This window comes from Pseudomonas rustica (assembly GCF_049959085.1).
Taxonomy (GTDB): domain Bacteria; phylum Pseudomonadota; class Gammaproteobacteria; order Pseudomonadales; family Pseudomonadaceae; genus Aquipseudomonas; species Aquipseudomonas rustica.
In genome coordinates, this window is the sequence record NZ_CP188200.1 from 3,863,845 (window position 1) to 3,878,961 (window position 15,117).

Consider the following 15,117-nt stretch of genomic DNA (forward strand, 5'->3'; position numbering starts at 1 on the left):
TACCTCATTGCCACAATGACTCGTATAACCAATGTATCGCCAACGAGTCTGAAAACTTTAAATGAAAAGACAAAAACCCGGCGCACGCCGATAAAGCGTAGCCGGGTTTTTGTCGTTCTTACCTGTTACTTCGCGGATTGCTGAGCATTGAGCGAGCTGAAGAACGACGTGATGTTGCTCGCCGTTGCTTTCATCTGCCCGACCAACAGATCCATCGCGTTGTATTTTGCGGTCAGCGTTGCCGTCAGGCTGGTGACATGCAGATCCAGCGCCGTCTGCTGCTTTTGCAGGCTAGACGAGAGGTTGGTCAGGTTGGAGCTGCGCTGATCGAGCAGGCCGCCGGTCTTGACGTACGGGTCGACCGCACTGCTCATGCGCGCCAACAAACCGTTAGTGGCGTTGGTGCCGGAGAACATCTGCTGAACCTGACCAGCCATGCCCGGTGTGTCCATTCGTTTGTTGAACACAGCGGTGTCGAGTGCCAGCAGACCGGTTTTGCTGTCGGTCATTACGCCCAACTGCGACAACACCGTCAGTTGCGCACTCGGGCCAGATTCGGTCAACTGCTCACGAATGTCAGCCATCAGCGAGCGCGGCAGCGAGTCACCGGTGAACGCTGCGGAAACGGTCAGATTACCGTCCGCATCCGGTGTTGCCTTGGACAGCGTGTCGATGGCCTTTTTCAGGGTGTTGTAGGAATCGACGAACGTCTGAAGCGAAGTCTGGATTCCAGTGGTGTTGGTGGCAACCGTCACAACGGTCGGTGTGTCGCCAGTGCTCATGGACGCAAGGTTCAGCGTCAGACCACTGATTGCACCCGTCACCGTGTTGCTTTTGCTGGTCACGGCCAAGCCATCGATGGTGATGGCGGCGTCTTTGGCGACACCGTTGACGGATCCGGCATCGCCCGCCGCCGGTGTCCCACCCATGACTTTAGTGCCGTCAATCTCAAGGCCGGCAATACCGCTGACGCTGAGGTCGGAACCTGCGCCGGTCTTGTTGGAGCTGATCACCAGACGCGAAGCGCCGGAGCTGTCGGTCACGATGTTGGCAGAAATACCGTTGCTCGCCTGCGCGGTGTTGATCGCGTCGCGAGTGCTTTGCAGCGTGGCATTGGCCGGAATCGTCACAGGATAATCAGTGCCATTCTGACTGATTTTCAGAGTACCACTCGGAATGGCACTGGTCGTACCGCCAGCGAAAGAGGCACTGGCTACTTTCGAACCGGTGGCCAGACTCTTCACGACAACGTTGTAGGTTCCCGGCACAGCGGTGCTGTCGGACGTAACGCCTAAAACGGTCGGGGTACCGGAGGTCGCAGTAAACCCGGCAAACGCAGGGCTCGACGCTTTGTTGAGGTCGGTCATCGATTTCTGAAACGCCGCCAGCGCGCTTTTCAGCGAACCGACACCGGAAATCTTCAGCGAGTTGGTTTTCGTCTGAGTGTCGATCTGCGTCTGCTTGGCAGACTTGTCGGCGTTAACCAGCGCGGTAACGATCGCGCCGATGTCCAGGCCGGAACCCAGTCCGGAACCCGGTAAAATTGGACTTGCCATGTGCATCTCCCTTCAGGTTGTCGCCATTCTTTTGACCGCTACGGGCGTCTTGAGAACGAACAAACACGATTCATGCCAGCTATCAGACCTTGGCGTCGAACAACACGTGACTGGCGTTGGCCAGGCTGTCTGCCAGCTTTAGAGCTTCGGCGGAGGGAATCTGTCGAACGACTTCACCCGTCTCGCTTGCGATCACTTTGACGATGACTTTTCCGGAATGTTCATCGATCGAGAACTCCAGATTGCGCTTGATCGACTGTACGAACTTTTCGATCTCCTGCACCGCCAGCTTCAACTTGGCATCGTCCGTATCCTGGTGCTTGTCAGCGCCCGGAGCGTCTGCCTTGGCAACTTCAGGTACTTCTGACGGCTTGTCAGAGACCGGGGCTGCGGGCTTCGGAGCCGGATAAGACACGCTAAGCTTTACGCTCATGTCCATGCCCATCACCTCTTAACGTAAAAAAGCGAGAGAGCACGACAAGCGCACTCCCCCGCTTAAACTCGATCCGGAATTACTGAAGCAGCTTCAGTACAGCGGAAGGCAGTTGGTTGGCTTGAGCCAGTACGGAAGTCGAAGCTTGCTGCAGAGTTTGCTGCTTGGTCAGGTTAGCAGTTTCTGCGGCGAAGTCGGTGTCCTGTACACGACCCTGAGCAGCGGTGGTGTTTTCAGTGATGTTCTGCAGGTTGGAGATGGTGCTGGTCAGACGGTTTTGCGAAGCACCCAGGTTTGCACGGGTTGCACCGATCGAAGCGATAGCAGCGTCGATTGCGGTGATCGCGTTATCGATGTTCACCGAAGCGGAACCAGCGCCAGTACCCGAAGTACCAGTCAGAACCAGAGCACCGCTGTTTACGGACAGGCTGGTTGCGTCGAACTTGCCAGTCAGTACCAGGTCGATGTGGTTAGCCGAACCGGTGTTCGCGCCCACTTGCAGGGTCACAGTACCAGCCGAACCGTCGAGCAGGTTTTTGCCGTTCAGGTTGGTCGAAGCCGAGATACGGGTGATCTCGTCGGACATCTGAGCGAATTCAGAGTTGGTAGCGGTCTGGTCAGCAGTGCCGTTGGTACCGTTACGTGCTTTAACAGCCAGTTCACGCATACGCTGCAGGATGTCGGTAGTTGCTTGCAGAGCGCCTTCAGCGGTCTGAGCTACGGAGATACCGTCGTTGGCGTTCTGGATCGCCTGAGTGTTACCACGGATCTGCGAGGACATACGGTTGGAGATCTGCAGGCCAGCGGCGTCATCTTTAGCGCTGTTGATTTTCAGGCCGGAAGACAGACGTTGCATCGAAGTCGACAGAGCGTCGGAAGCGCGGTTCAGGTTTTTCTGAACGTTCAACGATGTGGTGTTGGTGTTTACTGTTAAAGCCATGACGAATTCCTCGTTGGTTGGGTACTGCGGCTTCCGGCCCTGGCAACCGCCGGGTATGGCCTAGAGAACCTTCGTAATAGTTATCGTCGGGTTTGCGGGTTGCTTGAGGGCTTTTTGAAAAAAATTTGCCATCACCCTGCCACCCCCGAGAAAACAAGGGCTTAGCCGCGCCCCGCCCACGAAAAAATGACGTCATAAAATCGACTACGGCGTAAAGCAGCGGGCCAGTGCCGTTGGTCGCCTTCAGCGCTGCGTGCTTTGCAGCAATTCGATCAGTTCGTACTCCATGAAATCGGCGAGGCCCAACCAGTCCTGACGCTCTTGGCATTCAAGGATTGGCGTCAGCAAGGTCGCCCAGGCTTGCTGGACATCGGTCGATGCCGACATGAGCGCCTGCTGCGCGCCTTCAAACACGTCAACCATGACCAGCGCTGCCTCGACATCACGGCCCAGACGAAACAACCCAGCGCACTGACGGCACTCATCCATGCATTTATCGATAGCGGTCATTGCACAAACTCCGGGTCGAACTGCGTGCCTGCAATCAACGCGCCCGCGCGGCTGCTGTTATAGAACTGCACGTGCGGATGCGCGGCGATGTAGCGTTCCAGCACACACAGATAACCGCGAAAGTTGAGTTGTGTCGGCACGCGCTGACCGCTTCCGTCGAGCACCCAGTGCCGCGCCTGATTCACGCCCGGCCCCAGATCGCCGTCGTTCCAGCCGGCGTGGGTCTTGTTGTTGGGAAACGCAAAGTCAGCGCCGAACAGCGTGATGCGCGCGGCGCCCATCTTCACCGCCAGATCGACGGCGGGATGAATCACACTGCCACCGACATGCAGCAGCGCGCGCGGATGTTGCCCGCGCAAACCGGCGTACACCGGACTTGCCGAATAACCACCGTAGCGCTTGCCCTTCCAGGTCGTCAGTACATCGGGATCACTCATCGGCAGGTACACCAAAGTAATCCCTGCCGATTCCTCGACCGGCAAATGACGGAAGCCGATACGCTGATCGATGCTCACCACCATGTCCGGGACGATCCCGTGTTCGCGCAACGGCCGATAAGCGGTATCCACGGCGATAAACAATGGACGATCAGCCTGCTGACTAATCGCCGCCAACCGTTCGAAATGGCTCTCCAGCGTCGGGCCAGTACCGATCACAAACACCTCGCGGCCGGCGCAGGTGCCGAACAATTGCGCCACATCCTCATCGCCCAGCAGTACCGGCAAACAATCCTGCAAACGCTGTTGAATAATCGGCGACTGCACGTCGAATTCGCGGTTGTTGAAAGTCAGATGAACTTCATTGACCAGCCGATCACGGATCTTCGCGTTGAAGTCATCCGCCAGCAGCATCTCGGCCGGCAGGGCAAAAAACGGCGTGCAGATATCGGAAAGATCGCCTGCATAAAACAGCTCCACGCGCGGATCTTCCAGCCACTGCCGTTGATCAAGCAGTTGCAGCACCAGCGCAAACAACGCGCCATTGAGGATGTGCACGTATAAGCGATCAAGGTTTGAGCGCTCCAGCAACACGCCCGGCAGATCGCCGAGACCGGTGCCGTAGACGTGCAGTTGCGCTTTGTCCGCGAGGCTGGCGGCCTGAATCCGCGCCTCATGCGTGCGGTCATGACGACTGGTGAGCTGGATGCCGTTGACGCTCAGCGTCGAGCCCAGGCCTTGCGTCAGCTCAGCCTCGATGGCCGAACTGTCCTCAGCCATCAAGCGCTCGAACAGCGCCGGCCAGCGTCGTTGCAGGACTTCGGCATTGGCCTGGAAAAACTCGCTCATGACGCCTCGCACTCCGTTTCAGGCAAAAAAATAGCGCTCAAGGTTAACCCTTGAGCGCTATTTTTGTATCGGCCGTTGTGTGGCTCAAGGACGATAAATAATCGCCGAACCCCACGACAGACCCACACCGAAACCGCTGAGCGCGATGCGCTGCCAGTCGGAATCGATCACGTGTTTTTCCAGCAGCAGCGGAATGCTCGACGACACGGTGTTGCCGGTCTCGACCATGTCCTTGATGAACTTCTCCGGCTCGCCTTCGAAGCGTCGTGCCACGGCATCAACGATTGCCGCGCTGCCCTGGTGAATGCAGAACGCGTCGATGTCATCAGCCTTGAGGCCAGAGTCGTCGAGCAACTCGTGCAAGTGCGCCGGGACTTTCAGCAACGCAAAGTTGAATACCTGACGACCGTTCATGAAGAACACGCCATCGGTGACTTTCAAGTGTGGTGCGCCGGAACCGTCGGTGCCGAACTTGGCCTTGCCCAGCGCCCAGGTCGGATCTTCGCCCATCCACGTGGCAGTGGCGGCATCGCCAAACAGCATGGTGGTGTTGCGGTCTTCCGGGTCGACGATTTTCGAATACGGGTCAGCGGTGATCAGCAGGCCGTTCTTCAGGCCGGCGGCTTCCATAAAGCCCTTGATCGCGTAGATGCCGTAGACGTAACCGGAGCAACCCAGGGAAATATCGAACGCAGCGACATTGGTCGGCAGGCCGAGTTTGTCCTGGACGATCGCGGCAGTGTGCGGCAGGCCTTCTTCGTCACCGTTCTGGGTGACGACGATCAACGCGTCGATCGATTCACGCTTCAGTTCAGGGTTGCTGGCAAACAGCGCATTGGCCGCTTCCACGCACAGATCGGAGGTTTCTTGATCAGCGTCTTTGCGCGGCAGAAACGCCGAACCGATTTTGCCAAGGATGAATTCTTCATCCTTTTCGAATTTTGCACCTTGTGCGTAATTGTCCACGCCGGCTACAGGAACGTAGCTCGCAATGCTTTTTATGCCAATCATTACGGCTTCCCAATAAAAAACAGCCCAAGACCACCGCTCGCAAGGATTTCGAGGGGCGCTGACAAACAGAAAACGGCCGCCACAACGGGCAGCCACGGGGAGCGCAAAGGGCTATCACTGCCACCGATAACGGGCCAGGCGCCATCTCACCGATTAATACAATACAGTGAAGATGCGCGTTATGACTCGCAAGTCACGATAAATGCCGAATCGATTGCAGATCGGTCTATTCGATCAGCGACCAGTCCAGCGGCGTACCGCGCTTGATCGGCGTGCGCGCGCAGCGGCCGAGAACGGCGTCGGTGTGCTTGGGCGGCAGCCCGAGACCCGGACGAATGGCGCGCAGATTGGTGGCGGTGAAAGGCTCACCGGCGGCCATATCAGCGGTGACGTACAGCGAACGGCGATAAACCACCGACTTGCGCTCGGCCTCGGTCACGCCGTAATGCACCTGACCCAGCGCCTGCCAGGCGCGTTCGGTTTCCACCACCAGGCTAGCCATCTCCGCCGGTTCCAGCGAGAAACTGGCGTCGACGCCACCGGCCGCGCGGTCGAGGGTGAAATGTTTTTCCACCACCGTCGCGCCCAGCGCCACCGCCGCCACCGATACGCCAACGCCCATCGAATGATCAGACAGCCCTACTTCACAGCCGAACAGTTCACGTAGATGTGGAATCGTACGCACGTGGCTGTTCGCCGGTGTCGCCGGGTAGGTGCTGGTGCATTTAAGCAGCACCAGATCCTTGCACCCCGCCTCACGGGCGGCGCGCACGGTTTCATCGAGTTCAGCAATGCTCGCCATGCCGGTGGAGATGATCAGCGGTTTGCCGGTGGCCGCGACGCGACGGATCAGCGGCAAATCGGTGTTCTCGAAACTGGCGATCTTGTAGGCCGGTACGTCGAGGCTTTCGAGAAAATCCACAGCGCTGTCGTCGAACGGTGTCGAGAACGCGAGCATGCCCAACTCTTTCGCCCGAGCGAAAATCGGCGCGTGCCATTCCCATGGCGTATGCGCCTTCTCATACAGGTCATACAAGGACGTACCGGCCCACAGGCTGCCCGGATCCTTGATGAAAAACTCACCCTCAGCGATATCCAGCGTCATGGTCTCAGCGGTGTAGGTTTGCAGCTTCAAGGCATGCGCGCCAGCCTTCGCCGCCGCTTCGACGATTTGCAGGGCCACGTCCAGCGACTGGTTATGGTTGCCGCTCATCTCGGCGATGATGAACGGCGGCGCGTCGGCACCGATCAGGCGATCGCCAATCTTGAAATCAGGCATGCGGGTGTTCCTTCAAGACACGGGTGAACGCACAGGCACTTTGCAGATACCCGGCGTCACGAAAGACATTCAATGACGGGCGATTGGCAGGCGAAACCTGCGCGTTGATTGCGGTCAGTTGCGGCCAGTGCGCCGTGACGAATGCCTCACCGCGAGCGAGCAGCGCCCTGCCCCAACCGAGGCCCAGACGCTGTTCAAACAGATACAGCGAAACTTCGGCCGCAAAACCACGCAAGTCATAACGCAACACGCCGACCGGGCCGTCGTCGCCTTCGGCAATCAACAGCAGTCGCTGCGGATTGCGCAGGCTCGCGCTCAACCAGTGTTGATGCTGCTCGCGGTCGATCACATCGGTTTTTTGCGACCAGCGTCGCACCGCTTCGGCGTTGCGTCCGTCGAACAACAATTGCGCATCGTCCAGCGTCGCCGGGCGCAGTTTCAGCACCGCGCCAGCCAGCGCTGCCGCTACGCGCAAAGCACCACGACCGTCGACCAATTGCCGCGAGCGCTCGGCCAGACTTTGCCGCAGATAAAAGTTGCCAACGACGAAGCCGATCGCATCGCGCAACTGCTCGACACTGACCTGCTCACGGGCGCCCATGAACACATGCGCACCGGCTGCCGCCATGACTTCGCCGTTGACCTGCTGGTTGTTCGACACCGCGATGCAAATCGTCGGCAAGCCGAGCGCCGCACGCTCCCAACTGGTGCCGCCACCAGCGCCAATAAACAAATCAGCTGCAAGCATGCGCTGATGAAAATCGCTGACAAAACTGTGCAGGCGCCAGTGCGGCCGCGTCTCGGCCAGCAACTGCATTTGCGTCCAGGCCGGGTTGTCGGCGCCGGCGACAAAATCCACTTCAAGCTCGGCAAAATCGGCCAGCGCCAACATCGCGTGATGGGTCTGCCGGGCGGCATCGAAACCGCCAAAATTCACCAGCAGTCGCTGCGCCTGCGGCTTGATCTCGATGGCCGGGGCATTGAATTCCTCGCGCAACATCGCATAGCGCGGGCCGAGCAACGTGCGGCAATTGGCAGGCAGCAGCGGCTGATAATTTTCGCTGAGGCCGGACAAATTCTGATTGAGCAACAGGTCGACGCTGTAGCGCCGCGTGGCCAGATCATCGACCGCCGCAATGCGTGGCGCCCAGCGCCGGGCAGCGGTTTGCCAGTGATGATCGAGACCGTAATGGTCGGCGATGATCCAGTCGAACGCGGCGTGGCCAACCAGCAGCTGCGCCAGCGCGTCGATGTCGGCCTGCCACGGCAACATCGCTTCGATGGCTTGCTGCGGGTCTTCATCGGGATAGCGTGCAGGCAGCGCGAAGGTCTCGAAACCCTCGGCGCTCAGCGCATCGAGCCGATGCCCCGGCAAGCGCCGACAGGCAAACGCGACGTGGCTGCCTTGCCCGCGCAGTACTCGCGCCAGCGTCAGGCAACGGGCAATGTGGCCGCTGCCGATGGTCGGCGAGGCATCGGCACGGATCAGCACTCTCACGATAATTCTCCGCCAGCCTTCAGCGCGGCATACAGGTATTCGGCACGTTTCCAGTCTTCCAGCGTGTCGATGTCCTGCACCAGATGCCGAGGCAGAATCACCGGCAGACTGGCGGGCGAATAGATCACTTCACCGCGTAACCACGCGTCACTGCGACCCCAATAAAACTGCCCGGCATCCTGATAGGCCTCAGGCAGATCCTGCGAGCGAGTGTTGCGAAACTCCGGGTACAAAGCTTGTAAAGCGCCCTGCCCGTCCAGCGTCAATGCACGCTGCACCGGAAAGCCAAAACTGCACACGGAGAAGGCAAAGGATTTGTCCGGATTCTGCTCAAGCAACTCAAGCCCCTGACGCAAATAGCGCACATGCAACAACGGCGCCGTGGCATAGACGCAGCAGGCGTAATCGAAATCCGACAGTTGCTGCAACGCATGCACGATCACCGGCGCAGTACCGGCAAAATCATCGGCCAGTTCCGCCGGACGCAGGAACGGCACATCAGCATCGTGAGCCCGCGCCACGTCGGCAATCTCGGCGTCGTCGGTGCTGACCACGACCCGCTCGAACAACCCCGAATCCAGCGCCGTGCGGATCGAGCGAACGATCATCGGCACACCGTCGAACGGTTTCAGGTTCTTGCGCGGGATGCGCTTGCTGCCACCACGGGCGGGGATGATCGCAACGCAACTCACGTGGGTTTACTCCTCAAGAAGCAGCCGTCGCAGTTGCTCGACCACATAGTCCTGTTGTGCGTCAGTCAGCAGCGGATACAGCGGCAGACTGATTGCTTGCGCGTAATAACGTTCGGCCTCGGGAAAGTCACCCTCGGCAAAACCCAAGTCGCGATAGTAAGGCTGCAAGTGCAGCGGAATATAGTGCAGATTCACCCCGACCCCGGCCGCGCGCAACCCTTCGAAGATTTGCCGGTGGCTGAGATTGACGCGCTCGGTCTGCACGCGCACCACGTACAGGTGCCACGCCGATTCAGCCTCTGGCTGAGGGCTTGGCAAGGTCAGTGGCAGGTACGCGAGCAAGCGGTCATAGCGGGCGGCCAATTCACGGCGACGGGCGATAAACCCGTCCAGCTTCGCCAGTTGCGACAAGCCCAGCGCGGCTTGCAGATCGGTGATGCGGTAATTGAAACCCAGCTCGATCTGCTCGTAGTACCACGGGCCGTGACTGGCTTCGCTCATCTGCTGCGGATCGCGGGTCATGCCGTGGCTGCGCAGGCGTTGCAAGCGTTCGGCCAGCGCCGGACGATTGGTCAGTACCATGCCGCCCTCGGCGCTGGTGATGATCTTTACCGGGTGAAAACTGAACACGGTCATCGCGGCGAATTCACCGCACCCGACCGGGCGCCCGGCGTACGACGCCCCCACCGCGTGCGAGGCATCTTCGATCACAGTGAAGTTGTAGCGCTCGGCCAGTTCGGCAATGCGGCGCATGTCGCAGCTCTGCCCGGAAAACGCCACCGCCACCAAAACCTTCGGCAACGTACCGTCGCGTTCGGCCTGATCGAGTTTCGCTTCGAGCGCGAAGGCATCGAGGTTCAAGGTCAGCGGATCGATGTCGACAAAATCGACGTCGGCGCCGCAATAACGTCCGCAGTTGGCCGAAGCGAGAAAGGTGTTCGGCGTCGTCCACAAACGATCGCCCGGGCCCAGCCCTGCGGCCAGACAGGCAATGTGCAGCGCCGCTGTGGCATTGCACACGGCGACGGCGAAATCGGCCTGGCAGCGCTCGGCCAGCGCTTGCTCGAAACGCGCGATGGTCGGGCCCTGGGTCAGCCAGTCGGACTGCAACACCTCGACCACCGCATCGATGTCCGCCTGATCAAGACTCTGCCGACCGTACGGGATCATGCCGACAGCTTCGCGTGCAGGTCGGCGATCTGCCCGACCGACAGGAAGTGCGGATTGGTGTCGGAACGGTATTCGAAGTCCTCACCGACCGCCCGGCCCTGCTCACCGAGTTTGTCGACAGCGAAATCGACGTCGACACTGGTGAAGCGGATCGACGGCTGAATCGTGTAGTGATCGGCGAATTCCAGGGTCATCCGCGCATCGTCCAGCGGCACCATCAACTCATGGAGTTTTTCGCCCGGACGAATGCCGACGTTCTTATGCGGCAGATGCTCGGCCATGCCCGACGCCAGATCGACAATGCGAATCGACGGAATCTTCGGCACAAACACTTCGCCGCCATGCATCCGCGCGAAGCTGTCGAGGACAAACTGCACGCCGTGGTCGAGGGTGATCCAGAAGCGCGTCATGCGCTCGTCGGTGATCGGCAACTCAGTCGCGCCGTCAGCAATCAATTTGCTGAAAAACGGCACCACGGAACCGCGCGAACCGGCGACATTACCGTAGCGCACCACGGCGAAACGGGTTTCCTGCTCGCCGGCAATGTTGTTGGCGGCGACGAACAATTTGTCCGAGAGCAACTTGGTCGCGCCGTACAGATTGATCGGGCTGGCCGCTTTGTCGGTGGACAGCGCGACGACTTTCTTCACGCCGTTATCGATGGCGGCGGCGATGATGTTTTCCGCGCCATTGACGTTGGTGCGAATGCACTCGGTCGGGTTGTATTCCGCCGCTGGCACCTGCTTGAGCGCTGCCGCATGCACCACGTAATCGATGCCGCGCATGGCCTGGCGCAGACGGTCAGCGTCGCGCACGTCACCGATGAAGTAACGCATGCACGGCGCGTTGAACGTCTGCTGCATCTCGTACTGCTTCAGTTCGTCGCGGGAGAACACCACCACGCGCTTGGGCTGGTATTGCTCAAGCAGGCGGGCGATAAATTTGCGCCCGAACGAACCGGTGCCGCCAGAGATGAAAATCGATTTACCGTTGAACATGTGCTGATTCCTGATCCTGGTTCGGCCGACTCAAGCGATTAACTGCGACCAGTTGATCGAAGCCTTTTCACCCAAGGTAAAACCTTTGCCGTTCAGGGCCAGGTTGGCGTTGTAAGCCGGATCCTGCGCGAAGGCGTTGCTCCATTTCTCACGCAGGGCTTGTAGCGCCTCTGGCGCCTGCGGCAGTTCGCCGTTATGCAGCACTTGCACCAGCGGCGTCCACACGATGAGGTAACCGGCCTGACCGGCCTTGAGGCACAGATCGACATCGCTGAAACCGTCCGCGAAAGACACTGCATCCAAGCCATCCAGCGCATCGAACAATTCTTTGCGCACCATCAGGCAAACCTCCGACACGGCCGAGTAGTTCTGATCGACCACCAGACGCTGCATGTAACCCTCCGCGGCATTTTTGTCGCCAACGAAGGGTGAGCCGACGCCCCCGTTCAGCCCCAAAATCAAACCAGCTTGGGAAATTTTTCCGCTGCGGTCGATCAGTTTGGCCCCCACGATACCGACCTCAGGACGCTGGGCGTGGTTGAGCAGCGATTCAATCCAGTTCGGGTTGACCACCTCCCCGTCCGCCGCCATCAGCACCAGGTATTCACCCTGCGCTTCTAGGCTGCATGCGTTGATCAACGCCGCGTCAGTGAGTGGCTGATCAGCAGGCAACACCCGCACTTTGGCGTGATTCAGTGCACCCAGCCAATCGTTGACGGCGGCGGATTGATTCGGGTTGGCTGCAATCAGCACTTCGTAGCGGGTGTAGCGGGTTCTGAGCAACACGCCGTCGAGGCATGCCTTCAGTGCCCGAAGATCGTCCCCGGCCGGCAGAATGATCGACACCAACGGTTGCCCGGCATGGCGATAATCAACCTGATAGGTTCCCGGCTGCGCGGAGTTGACCCGGGCCTTGTAGCCGCGATTGCTCAGATGACGCAGCAACGCCTGACGCTCGTGGGCGTTTTCCTCCAGCTCCACGGCCTGAGAAATCAGCAACGGTTCATCCAGGTGAGCCAAACCGTCGAGGCCGCCCTGTTCGATGATTCGCAGCAGCACATCAAACTCCAATGCCTTGCTGAAGTCAGCCTGATAACCGCCGATATCGATCAGCACTTCGCGACGAATCAACCAGTGCCGCGCCATCAGCGACGGCACGCTTTGCAGCAAATCGAGGTTGAATCCCGGCCGGAACAGATCAACCAGCACGCCGTCTTCCTTGCGCTGGATTTCATCTGTGGACACCGCACGCACACCTGGCGCAGCAATCAGTTCGAGGCTGGCACGCAGCAGGCCGGCCGCCGTGAATTCGTCGCCTGCTTCGGCCAGCAGCAGCCACTCGCAGGAAGACTGGTTAGCGCTCTGATTGAGCTTGTCGACGAAGTTGGTTTGCGTGACCCGGACAAAGTGCAGGGTGTTCTGCGCGGTGGTTGCCGCTGGCGGCTCTCCCGTGGTGAAAACCACGACTTTGAAGGCCTTGCTGTGACCTTCAAGCAAACTGTCGAGGGTGACTTGCAACTGATCGATGTCGTTGTTCAGATCCAGCAGAAAAATGCCGAACTGCGGGCCGCCATCATTGGCTGCCAGGCAACGGGTAGCCGCCTCGGCCTGCTCGCTGTCCGGCTGGCGCACGGCGAGCCAGTCGAGCAGTCGACCGGTGAGCATTTTTTTGAAGGTCGGCTGATGCCCTTCGAGCAGCGTCGCTTCCAGTCGGGCAACCCAGTCACGCAGCTTTTGCGCCTCGTCGTCCTCACCCATTGTTTGCAACTGCACAATCAGGCGATTGATCACTTCGCGATTGAACACGTTACTGTCGTGAGCCTGCCACAAACGATCAACCACGCTTTCCGGACTATCGTTGTTGCGGGCAAGCATCAGGTTTTGCTGACGCGCCCACACACCTTCGAGCATTTCCAGTTGTACGCGCCCCGCCGGCATGGCGTGCAAGAGAAACTCGAACTGCGTCAACAGATCGAAAAACACCTGATTGTAGAACGGCATTTCTACGTACTGATTCGGGCCAAAACGGCGCCGCGGCCCGCCTTCGATATCGCTCCATTTCGACTCGATAATCAGCTCGGCAGCCAGTGCGCGGCCGGTTTTCAGGCTGTCGACCAGTGCGGCAAAGGTTTTCAGTGCGAACTGCTTGCCCTGCTCCGGATTCTGATGCTCGACCTGTGTCGACAACCCTGCCAGGAACTCGGCAAACGCTTCACGCTCGGCCACGCTTTTGGCGTCGACAAACGCCAGCGAGTGATAGATCTCGGTGTTGTGATCGGAGTCGTTATAGTTGATTTCACGCACGACATAAGGAATCGGCAGAACCCGCGCCTTGCCCCGGGCCAGCATGTAATAGGTGTGGCCGATTTCCTGCCACTGGAAGATCGTGTCTTCTGGCATCGCGTCGTACCAGTCACGCAAAATCGCCGTGCGTTGCACCGCATAGAACGGTGGAAGGTACTGCGACATGTAGTCCAGCACACGATCCTGGGCGTGATCGGCCGAGTAGTCCTCGCAGACTTTCTTGTCGCGACGGTAGTAATTGACGCTGTTGGCGAGGGCCAGGTACATCATGCTGTAGCCGTGGCACAGGCTGTAATCGGGGTTGTCCTGCATGAAAGCCACGGCTTCGTGCAAGGCGTCATGCACGATGAAGTCATCGTCGGCGGCGAACACCATGTAGGGGGTCTGCAACTGTTCGACACCGTACGCCAGCTTGGCGCGAATGCCCCAGTAACCGAACTGCGGCAAGTGCCGATAATCCACGTTGGCGTATTCACGAGCAGTCTCTGCCAGCGCATTAGCCGAAGAATCCAGCACCAGAATCCGGCACGGCAGACTGCTGTAGAACTTCAGAGCCCTGCGTAAAAACGCCGGGCGTTCGTGAGATATCAGCACAACGGTCAACTGTTCGTTGAGTGCCAAACCCTGTTCAGAACTGTTCTTGCCTTGCATATATTCCCCACACGCGGCGAGTCGCCGAAAACTCATCGTTGTTTATTAATTAACGGACGCGGCGCAGATAGCCATCCGGCGCGACAGTGATCAGCAGCTTGTTGTGAATGGACTGGTCGATTTCGAAATCCTGGTTTTCTTCGAGGTATTTCCACACCGCGGTTTTCGGGTTGTCGCCCGGACCCCATGGACGATCCGGGAAGAAATCGGCCGGCATGTCTTCAACCACGGTGTCCATGACCACGCAGTAGCTGTCGACCGACACCAGCGGTGCGTACAGACGCAGCTCTTCCAGCACGTGATCGTGGGTGTGGTTGGAGTCGAGCACCAGAATGACTTTCTTGCCTTTGGCGGCCGCTTGCACCTGAGCGGCGATGCCGGCGTCGATGCTTGAGCCTTCAATCATCTTGATGCGCTTGGCCATCGGGTGGCTTTCGATCGCTTCGCGGTTGTGCGGGCGAATGTCGAGGTCGATGCCCAGCACTTCGCCGTGGCCTTGCAGCTCCAGCAGCGAGGCGTAGTAGATGATCGAACCGCCGTGGGCGATACCGCACTCGATGACCAGGTCCGGCTTGACCTGCCAGATGATCTCCTGCATCGCCATCATGTCTTGTGGCAACTGGATGATCGGGCGGCCCATCCACGAGAAGTGGTAGCTGTACTTGTGCTTGGCCGATTCGTTGAAGAAATCACGGGCCAGGCCGGTGAGTTTCTGGTCGTCACCCTGCTGGGCAATCTGTTCCCGGCACTCGGCTTCGAAGGCTTTGTTGATGCTGTTGTCGGTCATTG

At 59.1% G+C, this 15,117-nt stretch carries 13 protein-coding genes; all 13 read right to left on the minus strand.

The window, feature by feature from the left end; genetic code table 11:
* Window positions 1-125 precede the first annotated feature (125 nt).
* The 13 genes from fliD to ACP3TY_RS17570 all read right to left on the minus strand — a co-directional run bounded on the left by fliD (window position 126) and on the right by ACP3TY_RS17570 (window position 15,115).
* Complete coding sequence (gene fliD, locus ACP3TY_RS17510; RefSeq protein ID WP_159812636.1) at window positions 126-1,556, minus strand: flagellar filament capping protein FliD; 1,431 nt, start codon at window positions 1,554-1,556, stop codon at window positions 126-128.
* Between the two features lie 82 nt (window positions 1,557-1,638).
* The gene (locus ACP3TY_RS17515) at window positions 1,639-1,995 is read right to left on the minus strand and encodes a flagellar protein FlaG (protein ID WP_426618075.1); all 357 of its coding nucleotides are present in this window, start codon (window positions 1,993-1,995) and stop codon (window positions 1,639-1,641) included.
* A 73-nt stretch (window positions 1,996-2,068) separates the two neighbouring features.
* Window positions 2,069-2,929: a flagellin domain-containing protein gene (locus tag ACP3TY_RS17520; protein ID WP_400650079.1), complete on the minus strand. Its 861-nt coding sequence runs from the start codon at window positions 2,927-2,929 to the stop codon at window positions 2,069-2,071.
* A 243-nt stretch (window positions 2,930-3,172) separates the two neighbouring features.
* Window positions 3,173-3,439 (minus strand): hypothetical protein, encoded by a 267-nt coding sequence (locus ACP3TY_RS17525; RefSeq protein WP_426618076.1) that lies wholly within the window; start codon window positions 3,437-3,439, stop codon window positions 3,173-3,175.
* Window positions 3,436-4,725, minus strand: a complete 1,290-nt coding sequence (locus ACP3TY_RS17530; RefSeq protein WP_426618077.1) for a motility associated factor glycosyltransferase family protein — start codon at window positions 4,723-4,725, stop codon at window positions 3,436-3,438. The genes ACP3TY_RS17525 and ACP3TY_RS17530 overlap by 4 nt, the downstream gene beginning before the upstream one ends.
* Before the next feature lie 84 nt (window positions 4,726-4,809).
* On the minus strand, window positions 4,810-5,736 hold the full coding sequence (locus tag ACP3TY_RS17535) for a ketoacyl-ACP synthase III (protein ID WP_053118335.1): 927 nt from the start codon (window positions 5,734-5,736) through the stop codon (window positions 4,810-4,812).
* 226 nt (window positions 5,737-5,962) lie between these two features.
* Window positions 5,963-7,015, minus strand: a complete 1,053-nt coding sequence (gene pseI / locus ACP3TY_RS17540; RefSeq protein ID WP_426618078.1) for a pseudaminic acid synthase — start codon at window positions 7,013-7,015, stop codon at window positions 5,963-5,965.
* Window positions 7,008-8,513, minus strand: a complete 1,506-nt coding sequence (gene pseG, locus ACP3TY_RS17545) for a UDP-2,4-diacetamido-2,4,6-trideoxy-beta-L-altropyranose hydrolase (RefSeq protein ID WP_426618079.1) — start codon at window positions 8,511-8,513, stop codon at window positions 7,008-7,010. The genes pseI and pseG overlap by 8 nt, the downstream gene beginning before the upstream one ends.
* Entirely contained in the window at window positions 8,510-9,205 is a 696-nt protein-coding gene (gene pseF / locus ACP3TY_RS17550; RefSeq protein ID WP_426618080.1) for a pseudaminic acid cytidylyltransferase, read from the minus strand. The genes pseG and pseF overlap by 4 nt, the downstream gene beginning before the upstream one ends.
* A gap of 6 nt (window positions 9,206-9,211) precedes the next feature.
* Window positions 9,212-10,375, minus strand: a complete 1,164-nt coding sequence (pseC, locus tag ACP3TY_RS17555; RefSeq protein WP_426618081.1) for a UDP-4-amino-4,6-dideoxy-N-acetyl-beta-L-altrosamine transaminase — start codon at window positions 10,373-10,375, stop codon at window positions 9,212-9,214.
* A complete protein-coding gene (gene pseB / locus ACP3TY_RS17560) occupies window positions 10,372-11,373 on the minus strand; it encodes a UDP-N-acetylglucosamine 4,6-dehydratase (inverting) (protein ID WP_426618082.1) in 1,002 nt (333 codons plus the stop codon). The genes pseC and pseB overlap by 4 nt, the downstream gene beginning before the upstream one ends.
* A 30-nt stretch (window positions 11,374-11,403) precedes the next feature.
* Window positions 11,404-14,328, minus strand: a complete 2,925-nt coding sequence (locus ACP3TY_RS17565; RefSeq protein ID WP_426618083.1) for a glycosyltransferase family 2 protein — start codon at window positions 14,326-14,328, stop codon at window positions 11,404-11,406.
* A gap of 49 nt (window positions 14,329-14,377) precedes the next feature.
* Complete coding sequence (locus ACP3TY_RS17570; protein ID WP_159812614.1) at window positions 14,378-15,115, minus strand: cephalosporin hydroxylase family protein; 738 nt, start codon at window positions 15,113-15,115, stop codon at window positions 14,378-14,380.
* Window positions 15,116-15,117: the final 2 nt, after the last annotated feature.

Excerpts from the sequence above, each read along its gene's own strand:
- ACP3TY_RS17565 (WP_426618083.1), bottom strand. The coding sequence starts at position 14,328 with ATGCAAGGCAAGAACAGTTCTGAACAGGGTTTGGCACTCAACGAACAG.
- pseI (WP_426618078.1), bottom strand. The coding sequence starts at position 7,015 with ATGCCTGATTTCAAGATTGGCGATCGCCTGATCGGTGCCGACGCGCCG.
- ACP3TY_RS17515 (WP_426618075.1), bottom strand. The coding sequence starts at position 1,995 with ATGGACATGAGCGTAAAGCTTAGCGTGTCTTATCCGGCTCCGAAGCCC.
- ACP3TY_RS17570 (WP_159812614.1), bottom strand. The coding sequence starts at position 15,115 with ATGACCGACAACAGCATCAACAAAGCCTTCGAAGCCGAGTGCCGGGAA.
- fliD (WP_159812636.1), bottom strand. The coding sequence starts at position 1,556 with ATGGCAAGTCCAATTTTACCGGGTTCCGGACTGGGTTCCGGCCTGGAC.
- ACP3TY_RS17525 (WP_426618076.1), bottom strand. The coding sequence starts at position 3,439 with ATGACCGCTATCGATAAATGCATGGATGAGTGCCGTCAGTGCGCTGGG.
- pseB (WP_426618082.1), bottom strand. The coding sequence starts at position 11,373 with ATGTTCAACGGTAAATCGATTTTCATCTCTGGCGGCACCGGTTCGTTC.
- ACP3TY_RS17530 (WP_426618077.1), bottom strand. The coding sequence starts at position 4,725 with ATGAGCGAGTTTTTCCAGGCCAATGCCGAAGTCCTGCAACGACGCTGG.
- ACP3TY_RS17520 (WP_400650079.1), bottom strand. The coding sequence starts at position 2,929 with ATGGCTTTAACAGTAAACACCAACACCACATCGTTGAACGTTCAGAAA.
- pseC (WP_426618081.1), bottom strand. The coding sequence starts at position 10,375 with ATGATCCCGTACGGTCGGCAGAGTCTTGATCAGGCGGACATCGATGCG.
- ACP3TY_RS17535 (WP_053118335.1), bottom strand. The coding sequence starts at position 5,736 with ATGATTGGCATAAAAAGCATTGCGAGCTACGTTCCTGTAGCCGGCGTG.